The organism is Roseobacter litoralis Och 149 (assembly GCF_000154785.2).
GTDB lineage: Bacteria > Pseudomonadota > Alphaproteobacteria > Rhodobacterales > Rhodobacteraceae > Roseobacter > Roseobacter litoralis.
The window spans coordinates 1802919-1820707 of sequence record NC_015730.1 but is presented as its reverse complement, the minus strand read 5'-3'; the positions used below and the strand labels follow the sequence as shown (position 1 = coordinate 1820707).

Annotated in this window: 13 protein-coding genes; 3 read left to right on the top strand and 10 right to left on the bottom strand. The window is 50.3% G+C overall.

Annotated elements, in window-relative coordinates; translation table 11 throughout:
• Positions 1–346: 346 nt before the first annotated feature.
• The 5 genes from RLO149_RS08600 to RLO149_RS08580 all read right to left on the bottom strand — a co-directional run bounded on the left by RLO149_RS08600 (position 347) and on the right by RLO149_RS08580 (position 8885).
• Positions 347–3523, bottom strand: coding sequence for a DEAD/DEAH box helicase (locus tag RLO149_RS08600; protein WP_013961695.1), 3177 nt, complete (start codon positions 3521–3523; stop codon positions 347–349).
• Positions 3520–4833: an EH signature domain-containing protein gene (locus RLO149_RS08595; RefSeq protein ID WP_013961694.1), complete on the bottom strand. Its 1314-nt coding sequence runs from the start codon at positions 4831–4833 to the stop codon at positions 3520–3522. Before RLO149_RS08595 ends, RLO149_RS08600 begins: the two co-directional genes overlap by 4 nt.
• On the bottom strand, positions 4830–5864 hold the full coding sequence (locus RLO149_RS23765; RefSeq protein ID WP_044025268.1) for an OmpA family protein: 1035 nt from the start codon (positions 5862–5864) through the stop codon (positions 4830–4832). Before RLO149_RS23765 ends, RLO149_RS08595 begins: the two co-directional genes overlap by 4 nt.
• Entirely contained in the window at positions 5861–7351 is a 1491-nt protein-coding gene (locus RLO149_RS08585; RefSeq protein WP_148264332.1) for a hypothetical protein, read from the bottom strand. Before RLO149_RS08585 ends, RLO149_RS23765 begins: the two co-directional genes overlap by 4 nt.
• A 175-nt stretch (positions 7352–7526) precedes the next feature.
• A complete protein-coding gene (locus tag RLO149_RS08580; protein WP_044025588.1) occupies positions 7527–8885 on the bottom strand; it encodes a hypothetical protein in 1359 nt (452 codons plus the stop codon).
• 343 nt (positions 8886–9228) lie between these two features.
• On the opposite strand from RLO149_RS08580, the gene RLO149_RS08575 reads away from it, so the two are divergent.
• Positions 9229–9786, top strand: a complete 558-nt coding sequence (locus tag RLO149_RS08575; RefSeq protein ID WP_013961690.1) for a hypothetical protein — start codon at positions 9229–9231, stop codon at positions 9784–9786.
• 308 nt (positions 9787–10094) lie between these two features.
• Here the strand turns inward: RLO149_RS08575 and RLO149_RS08570 are convergent, their stop codons facing one another.
• The gene (locus RLO149_RS08570) at positions 10095–12323 is read right to left on the bottom strand and encodes a hypothetical protein (RefSeq protein WP_013961689.1); all 2229 of its coding nucleotides are present in this window, start codon (positions 12321–12323) and stop codon (positions 10095–10097) included.
• 396 nt (positions 12324–12719) lie between these two features.
• Positions 12720–13265, bottom strand: a complete 546-nt coding sequence (locus RLO149_RS08565) for a recombinase family protein (protein WP_013961688.1) — start codon at positions 13263–13265, stop codon at positions 12720–12722.
• Positions 13266–13764: 499 nt separating this feature from the next.
• Here RLO149_RS08565 and RLO149_RS08560 point away from each other — a divergent pair, with 499 nt between their 5' ends.
• The gene (locus RLO149_RS08560) at positions 13765–14229 is read left to right on the top strand and encodes a response regulator (protein WP_013961687.1); all 465 of its coding nucleotides are present in this window, start codon (positions 13765–13767) and stop codon (positions 14227–14229) included.
• A 67-nt stretch (positions 14230–14296) separates the two neighbouring features.
• Here the strand turns inward: RLO149_RS08560 and RLO149_RS08555 are convergent, their stop codons facing one another.
• Genes RLO149_RS08555 through RLO149_RS08545 form a run of 3 tightly spaced genes read right to left on the bottom strand, consistent with a single transcriptional unit; the run spans position 14297 to position 17064 of the window.
• Complete coding sequence (locus RLO149_RS08555) at positions 14297–15379, bottom strand: sensor histidine kinase (protein ID WP_013961686.1); 1083 nt, start codon at positions 15377–15379, stop codon at positions 14297–14299.
• Between the two features lie 4 nt (positions 15380–15383).
• Complete coding sequence (locus RLO149_RS08550; protein ID WP_013961685.1) at positions 15384–15818, bottom strand: response regulator; 435 nt, start codon at positions 15816–15818, stop codon at positions 15384–15386.
• 46 nt (positions 15819–15864) lie between these two features.
• A complete protein-coding gene (locus tag RLO149_RS08545) occupies positions 15865–17064 on the bottom strand; it encodes a sensor histidine kinase (protein ID WP_013961684.1) in 1200 nt (399 codons plus the stop codon).
• A 218-nt stretch (positions 17065–17282) separates the two neighbouring features.
• On the opposite strand from RLO149_RS08545, the gene RLO149_RS08540 reads away from it, so the two are divergent.
• The gene (locus RLO149_RS08540) at positions 17283–17678 is read left to right on the top strand and encodes a response regulator (protein ID WP_013961683.1); all 396 of its coding nucleotides are present in this window, start codon (positions 17283–17285) and stop codon (positions 17676–17678) included.
• The last annotated feature ends 111 nt before the right edge of the window (positions 17679–17789 follow it).

Sequence of the window (17789 nt, the reverse complement as noted above, 5' to 3'; positions counted from 1 at the left end):
GAAAGCTCTGGTTGATGGAAGAGCTTCTCTGGGAGCTAACGGCAATCGGATACTGTGGCGTATAAATTGTTCGACTAGATCAATGGGCCAATATCGGCCCATACATGCGACAACTGGCACCAGCTTCGGCAAGTTATGCCATCAGCAGTAAAATTCTTTCATATTGAACCTTATGCGAATTTGATCTGTGTAGTGGCGCGCGCTACCTCCAACTCCGACTCTTTCTAGAAATCAATGAGTTATCTAGTGAGAGTCGCATTCCCCACTTTTCAGCGACTTGGACTCCCCGTCAAACGGCGTTGACTACAAAGATATCAGCGGTACGGGATGCGCTGCCGCCTAATTATCAATAAGGTACAAGAAAATCAGGCCACAAACGGCTATCCTTGATTATGGAAATGGGAACGTATCCTCCAAATTTGGCGCTATCATCAGGAGGCAAAACTGAAACCACATGATCTGTGGACTCATCAACAAATTCGCAAATTATTCCGGCATCTTTGTGAGCAGCAACAACAAGTCTATTCGGCCAATTTTTTGAAGACACCCGGATAATGTCATCTGCCAAGCTTGTGATCTGAATATCGGTTCTACCCGGCAATCCGTCAGCAAGCGAGAAAGCCTGTGGTCCCTCGTCAACAACACGGCCTGAAACTGATGAATCATGCAGTTGCTTTAGATCATGTTCATCAACATCCAAAGGCTGCAACACGTTGGAAGCGAGGCCCATCTTGCGCGAAATCAATCGATGCAGCAGACAATCGAAAGAGGCAGGGCCAAGTTCGGGATGCACCGCCATTGGAAGGTGAACCGTCACAGGGCGCGTCTGGCCAATGCGGTGGGTCCGATCGTTGCATTGCTCTTCTACCGCGGGGTTCCACCACCGCGTCAGATGAATAACATGGTTCGCGGCAGTTAACGTTAAGCCCGTACCAGCGGCACGCGGCCCCAGAACCAGCACATCAAATTCGTTGTCATCACCGCGTTCTCGTTGGAATTGTTTTGTAATCCACTGGCGATCGTCAATTGACGTATCACCATTGATCAACATGACGTTCAGGCCAAATTCAAGGTTGAGGATTTCAATAAACCAAGCTTGGATATCTCGGTTTTCGACAAACACCAGCGCACGCTCGCCTTTTGATTTCACGAAGCGCAAAATATCCATCACAGCACTTGTCCGAGCCGAAGCTCCTACAAAATCGTTGATCAATTCACCTTCTATCATTCCCGGATGGGCAGATACTCGACGAATGTGTTGTAAGACCTGAAGAATGCCACCATGTTTTGCACGCGCTTCATCATAACGGATCGCTTGTGCCGGAGGCATTTGGCGTGGATACATGATCCGAACTTTTGGCGGTATCGTCGGGTCCGCGTCAATCTTGGTACGTCGAAGACATAAGGCTGGGCGCGCACCGCTTTTTTGAAACAATGCTCGTTGAAGTTGGGCCAATCGGTTTGCAGACGGCTTCGCAAACACCCGGTTGAACGCAGCCAACGATCCCAGTGCCCCGGGGCATATAATATCCAAAATTGACCACAGATCCTGTGTCTTGTTTTCAATTGGTGTACCCGTCAATCCGATCCAGAAATCAGCCTGCACAGCTTTGGCTGCCTGCGCGCGTTGGGTGCGCGGGTTCTTGATAAACTGCATCTCATCAAACACCGCCGTTGCGCATTTCAGACCTGCAAAGCTGACCGCATAATTCGCCAGCGTTTGATAGGTCGTGATAATGACACCGCGTTTGCCATGAAGCGGCGACAGGTCAAGATGCACTGTGCCGTCGCCAATATCTCTTCCACGCGCTTTATCGTTACGCCATGCAGAGAGGGCCGTTCCATAAAGCTGGTGGATAGGGCCAAGTGCATTCCGCGTCAGATGCAAATTAATCTCTGCTTGCCAGTTGTGCAAAAGAGAGGTTGGCGCAACGATCAGAACTGGGGCCGGTTCAACTTCACCCATCTCAATTTGGTGATCTAACCACGCTAGAAATGACAACGTTTGCAGGGTTTTACCCAAGCCTTGCTCATCCGCGTTCAAAACGCCGGGAAGCCCAACTTTCCATGCTTCGACCTGCCAGAAAAACGAGTTTGTCTGATAGCCACGCAAATCTGCCGACACAGTCTTAGGCAATTTGGTTTCTGAACCACTGCGAGGCTGAACATCGGCAAAATAATCCAGATCATGAAGGTTCGCGTGAACGATAGGAAGATAAGCGTCAGCAGCGTCTGCGTCTATCAGTGCAGGTTCTGAAAGCAATGCCCCACGACGTTTTAACGCTTCGATCACCTCAGCGGTGACTGGCACTGTTCCGGTATGCAAATCCAGAAATTTTGCCCCAGAAAGCAATGCGCGTTGTAACATCAAGATTGTGTCAGCGACCTCTTCGTCCGCAAGCGCACCAAGACATTCACCCACGGTTGGGGACATGGTCGGCGGCAGCCACGGTAGGCCACTCCCTTCGTCAATCTCTGAAGGAGTTGGCACCGCGACGCCGACCCCGATGACGCGGTCAGACCAGCCTGTCGTTTCGGTCCAACCTTCGTCGACAGTGCGTTCGATCAGTTCAACTGACATTTCCGGAGGTGTTTCATCGTTTATCGCGCCAGTCTCGCGGAAATGTTGTTCAATTGCCTCTGCAATAAGGCGAGAAGCATCAGCAATGAAGGCCTTACGGCCTACTATGTCTTCGTTCATGGCCTGTGCAATTACCTTGAGAACCGGCGCTGCGGAGCGATCAATCACCGCGAATGTTCCATCGGTTAGGCGATACGTTGGCTGCTCACCTCGGTTGGTAACGGCAGCCTGAAAACTCAGTTTGTTTGAATGCGACAGCAGAAAGTCGTCTTCCGCAGTCGAAACAGGTGTGGGGGCGAACCTGTAATCATCTGGATCAGTAACTTCGAGACTCAAGCGCCCCACGCTGACGATTTTCAGACCTTCTAGAAACGGATCAAGCACAGTCCCAGCAGCATTGCCTAAGAATGTCTTATACGTCGCAAGGGCCCGCCAGTGAGTCTCAATAGGGGCATCAGGTTCGAACTCTTCGGAAAGCCGAATCGCTTGATAGATTGCATCGGGTATCCGCATGCGTCGCTCTGCCATGTCTGGAAATAAGATCGCCCCAGTACGCGGTACACTCTCTTTCCGTCCATTGCGTTCCCACCACCACGCTAGACGGGCATCAGAACTGCCTATGGTACCCTGCATCTTGGCCGCAAATGATAGCCCATTTATCAAGTGTGGCAGGCCCAAAGGGGCGGCAAAGGCGTCTTCAATCTGAGCAACAAGCCGGTGGGAAATGGTCAAACTATCCGACTTCACAACACTCTGTGTTCTTTCCGGGTCCAGTGAACGCACGCGCGCCAATGCGTAAGTGAGCGCCCGATCTTCCTGATGAATGACAGTTAGATCGGGGCTTGAGCTGCGCTGGAACTTGCGGAAGATACCTTTTGCTGCCTGCACTGGAACAAGAACGATGGCGTCTTGTCTGACCTCGCTGAGAATGAGTGATATCATTTCAACCGCCCCCTGACCCACTCGCGCCAGCGGCCATGAATGTCGTGAATTCGGGTGTTAGGATTACCTTGCTCCAGGGTGATATTTTCATCATCATATTCATCAAGGTAAAGCACCGGGCGCTGCAATGCTCCTTCCTTGAAAATGTGAACTCGATAGTTCTGAGATCCCTCGACAATGACCGTGTTCCCAGCGCGCATAATCAAAAGAGACGTATCACGTCTTTTCCCTGATTGTTTTGCATAGGCCTTTAGAGAAAGGTTTTGCGTTCGATCAAATCGGCGCTGCGCCTCATCCACCGCAACTGGATGAAGCGCCACCCATGCCTCCGAAACAGTGCCCTCATCATAAAGGCGGGTCCAGAACTCGCGCCGCATCCGCCAAGTTTCTGGGTTTTTATGCTCAACAGCAGATATGATATCCATGAAGGCAATGATGCTGTCCCCTGCCAACCATCTCAGCAGAACGCCACGGCAGTCAGGGTCCACATCCATCCAAACATGTTCGCCAGCAATCCGTGGATCGTCAAAGTGGTTTACCAAAAAGTCAGTCAAATACTGTTTGTCAGCCTTGTTGGGACTGGTTTGCACCCACGGGCGCAAAAATAGATTGATTGCTTCAATCATTTGCGGCCCCTGCAAACCGAGAGCGCGATCAGGTCGGCACCAATCCATTAAGCGATCCATGTCGGCACGGCTTCGAATTGGCGGCAATGATGCGAGGAAGTAACGTGATACCTTTGCGCAAAAGCCAAGTGCGTGAGGGTCGGAAAAACCACAAGAGGTCAACATCTCATGTGGTCGATCATACCCAGCCATACGTGTTGCAAGCTGCAAGGCACCCGAACTGGAGTTAAGCACGTCGGGCAATGACACGACCAGATGCGAAAAATTCTCAGGTAACTTCTTCGCGCTGTCTTGCATTATTCGAGAGACTTCAACGGTTAGTGTATCATCCTCTTTCCAGCCTTCGAAGTACCCCTCGCACATCGCTGACAGCAGATTTAGACGGCTTGTTCGTGCAGCTTGTTGTAGTAGGAAATCCTGCAAATCAGAAAATTGGGTTAAATGACCGGCGCATGCAGCACGCAAGAGCATGGCAACATCAGCCTCGGTCGCGCCATCCCAACGGCCATCAACACGCCGCTTGTCGTAGGTTGCTGCGAGGCCCAGAATGTCCTGTTCAGCCAAAGTAGATTTGCTTTGATACGCCACTGCAATTTCGTTGCACATTTCAACCAAGGCTATCGGCTCTTCAAAGTCTCGAGCCTGAGGCCTGCTAAAAGCTGGGATGAGCGCGCGGACGGTCACGGGGCATCCAGCCGCAAGAAACCGTCTTTAATCGAATCTATGTCTTCGATACTTGCCGGGCGCAGCATAATAAACCTTAGATCGATCCGCCGGTTGGCGCTTTTGCCTTCTGGGCTACTGTTCAGCGTCACAGGTCGGTCCTCCCCGTAACCCGCTACAGACAGGACCGGTTGATCTGTAAAGTTCTGGTGGATGTTCAAGCCGGGTTGATGGGAAATCATCGCGCCATAGGTCGTAGCTGCTCGCTGGGAACTCAAAGACACGTTGGCGTTCGCGGAACCGTCACTGTCTGTGTGTCCTTCAATTTGCAGAGCTTCTACGATTGCAAAGGACGGATTGCATTGCGCGTCATACGCTGACTGTGGGCCCATTGTATAACAAGGTAAAACGGCATGAATGAGGTCTGCAATCCGTTCGATCTTTATTTGACTGCCGGCTGACAAACGTGGGCTCCCAGACGCAAACAATCCTTCACCTTGAAACTGCAATGCATCTTTACCATCGCTTACCCGCACGCCAAGCTCCGGAAACTCCTCCGCGATTTGATCTCGCAGAGACGTTAGCAAGTTTTCTCTCTCCTGGGCTACCGAACTGTTGTACATCTCCAGGGGATTAACTTCGATTAGACTTAGTTGAGTACGCGCACGATTCAACTCTTCCCTCAACACAACAATATCTTGCTCCAGATCCTCTGACCGCCCCGCCCTCGCCTGAAGGTTGGTTACTTCGGTAGTTAGGCGCAGGACGTCTTCTCGAAGCCGTAACAGTGTTGCGACATCTAAAGTCCCATCCGTCCAATCTTCAATCGCGCTTTGGGCAACTCGAAGTTGGGCCTCCCGCTCATCTAATTGCGCAACTACCCGTTCATACTCACTTACCGTTACTGTTTGCTCAGGCCGAAGTTGACTTGCGAAGAACGCCAATAGGATCAGAACGATAAAGAGGATGCTGACCGTCATATCCGTCATCGAGATGAAAGCGGATTCGTCCTCTTCATCACCGTAACGGGCATGATGGCGGGCATTGCTCATTCGGAATTCAGCAGTTTTGTTGTTGTCGGTGGAGAAGCATTAGCTGACGCATCTTCAACTGTATTCTCGACGTCCAATTCTGGCGCAGGCTCTGAAATCGGTTCCGGCTCGGGCGTGAATGACCGCGCGCCTTCAATTACGGTTCGTAACCGCTGCAAGGCGTCTGCGTACTGTCCGTGAACGTCATTTGAAAACACCTGCACTTCGCTCATCGCTGCATCAAGGTTGGTTTTATAAACCTTCAACGCACTTTCCATATCTCCATCGTAAGCTTTAGCACGGCTTTCAAATGCTTCAATTTGCACCTTGATCGCCTCAGCAGCGGCGGTCAAAGCGGTTGTTTGATGTCCCAGAGATATTTCTGCTCGTTCAACAAGATCGACTCCGGCTGTTCCAATAATTTTGGCTGTTTCGGCTGTGCCCGAGATCGCTTCAGCCAAGGGGGTCGCCCCTTTTTCGAGAGCCTCTGCAGCTTTCGTCAGATCTTGCACAACTGCCTCAATTCGGCGGGATACGGCATCAAGACCTATAGTTGTATCCCGCATCCCCTCGGCGGCTTTTTCCATCTGATTTCCCGCATCAGAGACTGTCTTATTCAGACTTTCCGAAACGCCTGTTGCAACTGATTTCATCATATCTGCAGCTGCTTCGCCTCCGCGGTTGCTTGCTTCTTTCAAAGGCTCTGAAAGAGCTGAAATAAGCTCAGCGTTCAGCTTGGAAAGATGTGAACGCAGCTCTTGCGTTTCCCCCAATTGCTTTTGTGCAATATCAGCAAGGCTCAGGAATTGAACCCGCCGCTCAATCGCGTGTGAAAGCGCTGCTAACGGGCCATCAATGCGGCCGGACAACACCCGAATGGATAGCCCAACCAGAATTGATGCAAACAGCCCCGACAACGACATGATGAATTTTGCAGAGGCCACTGCGAGTAGCTGGCTGAGCGCTGCTGTCATCACTGCAGAGTCGGCGCCATCGCTGGCGCCTTTCAAAATATCACCGGTTTGGACTAGTGCAGCAACCAGCCCAAGAAATGTCAAAAACAGGCCAACCGAGACCAAAACACCGGGCCAAAAGCGCCAACGGCTTAGTCCAAATCCAAGGCTGTAGGTGTTGAAAAACTCATCCGGTCTCGCTGAGTTTTGTATGACACCACTATGGCTCTCACTCGGCTCAACGACGGTTTCACGAAACTCGGCCCAAATGTCCGCAAGGCGTCTTTGAGGTCCGGTTCCTCCCCATGCTTCAATACGCGCGCACATTGAAGCATAGTTTTTCGAGAAATCTTGTTCTCCACTTGTCTGAGTAACGATGCGAGTAAGTTTGAGCACAGCGCGTCTCTGACGCTCTGTGGAAAGATACATTATAAGGACAATGACACAGGCCACCGCAAAGATAGTTGCAGCAACGATTCCTGGAACAGAGTCGAGTGTTAGGTACTTGGCCAACCCCAAAATAAAGTCTTTTGACGCCAAGCCCAGGCTATCCATAAAATTCTGCATGCTATCTACGTTCAATTTTCTAAAGAATTACATTTCAACACGACTATCCGCTTTCATGGGCCTGTGGTCAAAGGGACAGCGTCCCCGTTCCAAACGACACATCCATCGCTAAGGAGCAAGCGCCGACGGCCCTTTGTTAACGCAAAAGTTGAAGGCAGGCAGTCTAGGGATCGTACTCTTGTGCATCTTCCGATATGCCCCGTGTTGAAACATCTTCAGCAGAAGCGCGGTCCTCTTTGATCTTTGGAGCCCTCCTCTGCCATGCAGTTAATTCAGCACCGACGTTGCCATAAAAGCTTGGAATAATCGCTTCTAGGTCCACGATGAAATTAGCCTGTTGTGTAAATCGGGCGCCCAATCGTTTCGAACAGAATATATGAAAACTGTGGGGCGACAGATGGCTTCTTTCAGCTTCAGCAAGCTCCGGACGTTCTCTCAACTCTGAAATCAAATATTGCGTCGGTTCAGCTTTTCCGGGCCACATCATTCTAAGATACAAGTCATCCGAGTTGGCCGTTTTGACTTGCCTCAAAATCCAGTTGACCCGTGCTTTGGTTGATACTTTGTCTTCGGGTGCTCGTAGAGTCACACCTACATCAACGCTTCGCCGCTTAATATCGACGATGATCTCCAAAGGGGCCGCAGCATCTGGCACATCAAGCTCGGAACACAAGATTTGGCTTTCTCGCAAAAAACTGATCTCGTCCTTTACCCGCGCAGCTCCATCTAATTTGTGCTTTCGACTTAACCGCTCCGTCACTGTGGTTTCGGTCATCCGGCTAAGTATCAAGGCTAGATCGCGGGTTTCTTGATGCCAAGCTGACACAACTTTTGCAGCGTCTGACGACTTTGACGAGATAACTCCACCACTGGATACAAGCTTGTTCAACTCAGCCCACTCTTTGGGCATGCGGTCGAAACCTTTGACACCCGCACTTTCGTGGGTCAAAAAACGGCGCAACTCATTCAACAATAACCTTTGATCAGTATCAGCAATCAGATCCTGGCTTAGCAGCAAATCTGCCTCTGTCAGGACGTACATCCATGACCAATGGAAAACTGGTATCTTCGATCGACTTTTCTGGACATCTTGCAGCGGATGTAACGCGGGCGAAGTGGCAAACTGATTTGATATGGAAATCACGCAATCAATGGCGTTGTCTTTTGCAAGCTGGCGGTATTTTTCAATCTGGTCGGAATCGAGCTCGTTTGAGCCTACTTTTGCTTCGACGAGAGCTCTCCACTCACGGCTGCCATTTCGCACAACAATCAGGCCGTCAGGGCGATCTTTAATATTTGGAGCATGGTTTTTACAAACGACCTCAGTGTAGGTCTCTATTTTAGTCCGTACGCCCACTTTTTGACCCAAACTGTTTAGAAGCGATGCCCCAAACTCGTCTATTTTCGCTAAGCAAGCCAACACAATGGAAGTTGTCCTGCCTTCTTTGGATGTGGTTGCAAGGACTGGAAAAAGGCGTGCCTGTTCTCCCTGTGTTAAGTACTCAGGTAACTCTTCAGACATCCACTTTCCCCACACTATGTATGCGAGCATAAGATCGTTCCCCTTGACGTTCGTCAATTGCGAATTCCACAATATCAAGTACGTGTCCTCCCCTCCAAAGCGTCGAACGCAAGCTCCAACTACTGTCGACCAGTGAATTCACTTTTCGTCCTGCGTGCGCTTGCTGCAAAGCAAATGCTGCATGAACGCAAATTCTGGTGTCGCTACGCAGCGGGAAAAGCGGTCGTTCTTGTAGACTGCAGCGGGTAGCCAAACCACTGCGAGAGAAATGAACTGGCTTTCAAGCTCCAATTGCCAAAGATAGAGAAGTGATCTTTATGAGAAGCGAGGTGCGGGAGAAAATATGAGTTTTGATACGAAGAAATTGCAAGAACAGATTAAATCAACGCTGAGCCGAATTTCGGAGCTTGATGATGCAACGGTGCTCAAGCGTCTTCACGCCAATATTCATCGCCATCCAGACCTTGAAGATATAGACCGTGAAACGCTTGACGAGGCCGTTATGCAGCGGCTCCGCATAGTTTCTCCCGCCATTGCGACACGCTTGGGCGGGCCAAAAGACGAGCAAGGCCGAGATTTCCTTGAAGCACTTTATGAAAGGGTTGCCACTGAATTTGATTTGTCAGGAAATCATCTCAAAAACGGAGTTAAAACTGGCGGATATATGATCAATGGAACGCGATACGTTGACGTTTATATATCTTACAAGACTGCGACCAAGAAAAATCTCAGCCTGGCGTGGATTCAGGACGAAGTTGGGAGCGAACCATACCTTCACCTGCAATTGCGTCACGTTGGAGCGGGAGGCACAGGAGAGCTCAAGAACAAAAAATTTAACGATCAGGAGACGGCGACCGAGGCCTACAGCCGGGAACTGGCGCACCTATTGAGCGAGGCGTAATGCGCTCAATGTAAAAGCACTCCGATTCATATCGGCAGCGCGTTAGTATAAACACAAAGTTGTTCGGCAATCGTCCTAAACTTGCCGTTCGCCCACTGAACGGCGTGCCGCGGTGCGGCCCGTCATACCGACCATTCGCTGCAACCGCGAAATCAAGAGGGTGGTGAATTCACATCTGTGGATGCCCCCGTTAATGCAAGCTATTTTTGAGTGTTTTGCGAATGTGAACGGATGCGGTCATCTGTCAGGCCTGTTCGGCCGCAGCGTGCCGATCCGCATCCGGCTCGCGCTTTGGCGCGACTGATCTCTTAGTAGTCGTATTTTTTCAAGAAGTCAGACTGAAGCTTCGTAGTTTCAGTTGAAAGAACGACGCGAGCGCGAGAATCGTCCATTTTATCAAATACATCCTTCGCATTCTGGATCACCGTGCGGAAGGCCTTTTCGTCCATTCGATTACCTAAACGAACGCCCAAAATCGATGGAAATACTTCCGTGTAGCTGGCTGCCATATCCGAACTAGATGGCATCATAGAGAGAAAATGAAGGATAAACTCAGGCCGAAGCATGTATCGCGACCGGTTCTTTGCAACCAGCTCGCCGGTAGCGTTACGAATTCGGGTCTGTTGCGTCATCCACCACGTCTTATGACCAAAAGGGTTTGATCCCGCCCTTTCGTCATTCACCTTTCGCTGTTGGTAAATTCTGAGGGCTGTAGTAGCCGCATTTTTACTAAGTGTTTTTTCCGACTCCTGATCCCGTCCGGTCTTGCCGCGCACTTTGAGCATCTTCTTGGCGAGGCTATCTCGCTCGTCCAAATCAAGTCCGACTTCCATTTCCTCAGAGGTCTCAAACACCATTTTGAACTCGTTTATCAAATACTCTCGAAGCTCGTCACGTGACGATTGATTGCCAAGCTCTTTCACGGTGCAAAACTGAGAGATGTATCGGTCCCACGAGAAAGGCGGTTTCTTTGCAACCTGGTTTTCTAACCGGGCATAGAAGTAGGAACGTATAAGGATTTTGTTGATCTGCTTCGCAAGGTCAAAGTTCATGAACTGGGCGATTTCTTGGAAGTTGTTTACATACTCATAGTGCGACACTTTCAGGTGATGCCAAACCTCGTCTAGCGCCTTGTCGGTCAGTATGAGCTTTGATCCAGCACTGCGTACTGTGTTGAGTGCATTTTTTGTCATTTGATCCTCCTTCGGAAGCAGGTGCTCCGACAAGCTGCGAACCAAGATGTCTGATCCGACATAAAGGACAAAATGCGAAGACATCGATCTCAAGTACTCAACGATTCTTGGCTCGTTCTTCAGAAGAAACATCAAAACATAAGTGCGGCTCAGTTTTCCCAGATAGACCCTTTCCTTCCGGCTACTGCTATAAAAAGCTTGCCGAAGTACGTTCAGCGCGGCCAGCGAGACAATTCCGGCATCGTTGCCCTTAAGGCCGTTCTCTTCAATCGCTTCATCGATATAGGACTCGATCGAGGGCAATTCGTTTTCGTCAGGTTCATCGGAGAGGAACAGTGATAGTTCTAGCCCTTGCCCGAGAAATGTTTTGTGAATCGCGGAGTGACAAACGCGAACCGCGAACTCTATGAGTTCACGATTGTTAGTTCGATCCACGATTTCTTGTTCTGCTCGCTTTCGAAAAACCTCGCTAACACCAATTCGAAGCGCTTCGTCTTCAACGTTCTCGGACTTTATCAGCTCCCTGGTTTCGTACGGCAAGCAGAACCCATTTTCCTTTGGATGGAAATTGACACGCCGCCCGCCTTCTAACTTTGTTCGAAGATCTTCTAGCCTAGTGTCAAGAACGCCCTTAAAGAAGGTCTTGGCGGACGGCATCGCATTGATGACCTGTTTCTCAATCTCGTCCTTGGTTCTGAAAATTTTCTTGTCCGGGTCCGTTCCCTCAAGAGCCCAGATGATCAAACTGTCGGTCACAGCCTCAAGCAACTGAGTCTGGCCTCGACGTCGCTCGAGCTCTTGCCCCACAAAGACACAGAGGGTTCGCGCCGGGAGTGCATCCGCGCTCTGTATCAAAGACGCACTTCCAGTTTCCGACAGAAAGCTCACCGAAGGGGCAAGATAGGATGAAAACGCCTGAATTGTCTGAGGAGAGTTGTTGATTTGGTGAGTGAAGTACTGTGCGTCTCTTATTGTAATTCGGCAGTCCAGCTCATCAGAGAGGTCAGATTCTAGAACATCGATTGGTCCGGCTGACTTGCTGGTACAATAGATGAGAGATTTAGGGGTTCGTCCATACTTACGTAGGCGCTTTAGAGTGTGGCGAACCTTGGTTTTTGTGTCCGGAGTAACCGACGCTTGCAGAAATCGTGCTTGGGTTTTGTCTTCAAAAATTGAATCGGCAATTAATCCATCAGCGCCGCCATCATGTATGCCGCCAAGCGGAATATAGGAAACTCCCATCACCGCAGAGAAGAAAGACTGAACGAAATTTTCGAAGTCGACCCCACCGACCCGCTCTAAAGCGATGTCGACGAGGCGGTGATCAATAGTTTGTAACGCCATATAAGCCCAGCTTTCTCGGATTCGAATGATGTATCAGTAGACTACAGGCGAATATGTGCCAAATCTAGCGAACCCAAACGATGAAGCCACTATTTATGGTGCTCAACTGATCGCGCTTGACCTCACTAAGGCACCTTCACAACATATTGTTGCATTCCTCGCTAAACTGCCACGAAGTACTCTTCCTGGCCGTTTCGGTTTTCGAATCCGAGATGCAGAGTAAATCACAAAGTAATGGTGAGCACAGTGGCTCAACGGGACAATGCAATTCCGTATGCGGTGGCGTGGACGATGTGTCTTGGATGTCTACTTTGGCTATGTTGGTAACTTGCTGCGGCACTTGCAGAGAAAGTCCGCTTCCCGCCCATGGTGTTGATCGCTCCGCACTAATTCTCGTCATCGTAGTCTTGAAATCGTCGTGTGAGCGACGCCCAAGTCCCGCGCTATGGCGCGGCAAGTATCACCATCTGCCATGCGCTGGCGTGCAAGTTGACGCTGATGGTCTGTGAGCTTTGGCTTACGTCCAAACTTGGTTCCGTTTGCGATTGCGATCTGGCGGCCTTCATTGGCGCGTCGGGTAATACGTTCTCGCTCGTCCTCAGCCAAAGCTGAAAGAAAGGCCAGAATGCCCTTGCCCATCGGGGTCGTAAGGTCGAGCCAAGGTTTGTCCAAGACCTTGACGGTAGCTGATCTGTCCGCGACGCGCTGGATGATATTGATCCCATCCATCATCGATCTGGTCGCCCTGTCCCATTCAGCGATGACCAGAACATCCCCTGCCCCCAAAGCATCGATGGCACGTTCCAATTGAGGACGGCCCTTAACGGTCCGCCCAGATGCCACCTCACGGAAAATCCTGTCGGCTTTGATTGTGTTCAGTGCGCCGACCTGGCGATCAAGGGATTGTCCCTGACTAGACACTCTGGCGTAACCGATATGCATGGGAGCATCCTACTCTAGCCAGATACATTATGCACCTGATATGTGCACCGCCTCATTTGCCTTGTTTTTATAGCTGAATGACGCTGTTGCAAATATCATGCATTTCGATCCAACGAGGAAGACCGGCCGTTCGGGCATTGCGCAGCGAAGGTCTCGAAAGAGCCCAAACTGTGAATTTGATTTTTTCGTTACGCGTGCTCGGAGCAAGTGGATTGCTGCATGTGCGGAAGACTATTCGCAGTCATGCGGTATAGAAACCGGCCGTTCGCCAAAAGCGCGGTGATGATTTGAGAGGCAAGGCGCAGATCGCGAACATACTCGGCTGCTTAAATGATGCCCAGCACGTCATAATGCATAGCTATGACCGGAAGTTGGGGAACGATCACCGTAGAACGAAAAGAGTCAGCACAGGGTAGAGCGGAGAGTTAACGTTTGATTAACCCTTGGCGTGCAAGCGTTTGCTGCAAATTGATTGGTGCTCGGGCGTTGGGAGTGTAATTTGAATATTCTGATCGTTGATGACAGTGAATATGACGCCTTGGAGTTGTCGACCAAGCTGGCGACGATTTTGCCTGCGGCGGTCGTAACGTGGCGGTCTTCGCCGGATCGAGCGCTTGAGAAAGTTGCGTGCAGCGATGCGAAGCCTTACGACATCGTCTTTGTAGACCAACATATGCCAGGACGTCTTGGCACGGATTTGGTGAAAAAACTTGGTAAGATGCTGAACCGAAAAGTCACCCGCGTGGTTATGCTCACCAGCGATGGCGGTGACACTACCCGGGCTACGGCGCTCGTCAGCGATTGCGATGGGTTTTTGACAAAACCAGTCGACATGAACCGGCTTCGTGCATTCTTAGACGGCTCAAGGTGCCAATGGGAGATGTCGGATTTGCCGACAAACATGGAACACTATTGGAAATTGTTGGAAAACCGTGAAAGCAAATTGAATGGCTCTGTGCGTTAGGGCAACCGTCCTGCGAGGTGGCATCCCGGTGGTCAGACCAGGTGGAAACCTGTAACATGGTTTCAGACTAGCTCGGCTCTGGTTTCGGCAGAGATAATGTAAATGTAGAGCCATGGCCAAGTTCGGACTCGCAAATTATGGTCGCATCATGATGTTCAGCAATCCGCATGCAGGTCGCCAAACCAAGTCCTGTTCCTTTGAATTCACGACCTGAGTTCAACCTTTTGAACGGCTCAAATATATCGGTCAGGTGTTCCGGTGCAATGCCCATACCATCGTCGGTAACGATAAGCCGCCATGCGTCTACCGCATCCACGATGACGACATGAATTTTGCCTTTCGGCATAACTCTGTATTTTAGTGCGTTGTCGACCAGGTTCTGGAGCAGCTGTCCCAACAGATGGACTGACCCCCAGATTTTTGGCGGATTTTGTTGGAAGGTCAGAGTTGTTCTTGCAGCTGCAACGTCATGTGCAAGTGCGCTTAGAGTGTAATCAAACAAGCGCGTTGGGCAGAACATCTCGAATTCCGCTTCGGATCGCTGCGGTTCCGAAAACCTCTGGAGCGACAGGATCATTCTGTCCATTTGTTCGACGCTCTCAGTTATGAAACTGAATAGCTTGAGCTGCATTTCATCGGTTATAGGTGCTTCACTAACCGTCAACATCTCGATCGGGCCTTTTATCGCACGCAAAGGAGCCCGCAAGTCATGCACTAAGATATCAGCAAAGTCTCTCAGGCTTTCCTGCTGACGTGCTAAGCGGCGTTCCAGTTCCTTGTGGTCAATCGCCATGTCCACCCGACGTCTTATCTGAACTTCCGAGAAAGCACCTTTTACGACATAGTCTTGTGCGCCCAATTTTATCGCATCTACGGCAATCTTTTCGTTGCCTTGCCCTGTGACCATAACGATTGGAATCTGAGGGTATCGATCCAACAGATCTCGCAACAAATGCAGCCCGTCCAGGCCAGGCATAGAATAATCCAGTAAAAGACAATCGATGTTCTTACAGCCTTCTAGCATCTCAAAGCAGGACACCGCGTTGGTTGCTTCAATAACCTCATAATTCGCCGGTGAAACTGTCGAAAAAATGCGTGCGAGCACCTCTCGATCTTCGGGCGTATCATCCACAACCAGAAGCGTTTTCACGGCGCTATCTCCAACTCGGCAGTTCGGCTTGTTGAAACCAGAACGCCTTTAGGCTGCTCATTTTTTTGACGAAATCTTCCCAATTTACGGGCTTGCGAATAAACGCGTTCGCGCCTTTGCGGTAGCACGCATCAACATCGCTCTTATCGTCGGAGGTACTTAGAACGGCAACCGGTATCAACTTTATCCGGTCATGGGCTTTCATCTTCGACAATAATCCTCGGCCGTCGAGGCCGGGCATGTTCAAGTCAAGAATGACAAACTGGCAGTTTTGATCCGAAGCCTGCTCATCATTTGAGCTCTGAGCCAGCAGTAACTCCCAGGCATTTTGCCCACCTAGGGATCTCGATATTTTCACGCCACCAACCTTGTCGAGATCAAGCGCGCGCAATGTGGCTTCGAAGTCATCGTCACTGTCTTCAACTATCAGTACGTGCATGTCAATTCCAAAGCTGTTTGGTCGTTTTCTTGTATCATAACTGAAATCATGTAGCGTGTCCCAGCCCTGCCCCAGTTAACGAACGACTTACAGCCGCGTTCTGTTCAAATTGCCTTTGATCCGCAAAGGACACGTAAAACGTGCTTCCTTCGCCGATGATAGAAGAAAAACCAACAGCACCGTTAGTGACCCCGACAACTTTCTTCACAAAGGCCAGCCCAGAACCCGTTCCTGGCCCAAATTCTGCATCTGAGTGCAGCCTCTTGAACATTTTGAAAACCGCATCTTGGAACTCTTCTGCAATGCCGATACCGTTGTCCTTGACGTAATAGGCGTCCCAAATCTCTTGCCCGTCCAAGTTGGCATGTCGCACATGGCCGATCGCGATCTGTTTCTTGTTAGACGTGTTGTAGATGATGGCATTCAAGATCAGGTTGCGAAACACGACTTCGATTTGTGACGGATCCGACCGCAGTTTTGGCAGGTCGGTTTCGATGGAGATGCTTGCGTTGTTTTCTGACAAGAACTCCGACATCGGGTCTACCACAGCCTCAATAGCTTGCCGAGGGTCGATCGAAGATGGAACAGAAACCGTTCTGATACTAGAATACTGCAAAAGAGTGGTAATTGACGTTTCGACCTGTTCACAGAGTTCGCTGATCCGGGCCAATCGCTTACGCGCCTGCGGTGCCAAAGCGTCTTCATGATCCATTTCGATGAATTTGGCTTGGTTGGATATTCCGCGCAGCGGTGCCTTGAGGTCATGCGAGGCGATATGGGCAAATTCGCTTAGCTTTTCCTGCGCTTCCTGTGCCTCTTGAATCTTGCGCTCGCCCAGAATTATCTGCGCATCTTTCCGTATCAATTCCTCACGACTGGGCAGGCTGAGGAAGAGGGGCATGATCCGGGCGAGTTGAATGGCCGTGTAAATGGACACCCCTGCGGTCATGAGTTTTACGATACCTTGCAGCGCGTATGCTGGAAACCAAAGGGTAAAAAGTGCCCCTGTGTGACTAAGCGCGCAAGCTGTAATGAATGCGGCAAACATCCGTGCAACTGCTGGGTCAATCAGATCCGGTCGTTTTTTTTTGGCTTGAATGATGATCAACGGAATCGCGAAATACGCCAGCGCAATCAGCAGGTCCGACCCGCCGTGCAAGATCAACAAGTCCGGGCGCCACAATAAGCACATTCCGTGTGGCACAAACTGCGCTGTGTCAAAAACACTTATGAATACGTCCCACATGTCGTTTCCCTGCCGTAATATGGAGTGTCATTGCGTCAATTACTCGCTAACAATGACTAAGCGGCCCAAAGGTTAACCTTTCGTTAACATTTTCGGTGTCGTGCTCAACGCACCTGGACAGGATGGATTGGGACAAAAGGACTGCGCTGTCAGTTTTTTGAGTGCTGTTTGCTGCTCCGGTCATCAGGGTCCTTGCCGAAGGGAAGACGACGAGACACATGAAAAGAGCCAAAAAGATACTGCTCATTGAAGATGATGATTTCACACGTTTCATGATGCGCCAGATCATCAAGACGTTAAATGTAGATGTTGATGTGGCGCATGATGGCCAAGACGGCGTTTTGAAGCTGTCCCAAAACCCTTGCGCTTACGGCGTCATTTTGATGGATATTCACATGCCAAGACTAGATGGGACGGAATCCACACGTCGCATCCGAACAATGAGCGATGATCCACCGCGTAACGTCCCAATAATCGCCGTTACCACGGACGAACGATATCACAACAGTGAACTCATTGCAGATCTTGGTATGAATGGTTTTATCTCCAAGCCTGTTACGGCAGGCGAATTGATCGGCCTAGTTGATCGATACTGCGTGGGCTCGCTCGAATAACAGGTCTCGGGCGAATGTGAGTCGCCTTCATCGCGGCGACAGAAGGCCAATACCAAACCCAAAAAGCAGCTGCCCGAAAGCTAAAATAAGAACAGCCGCAGCAAATGCACG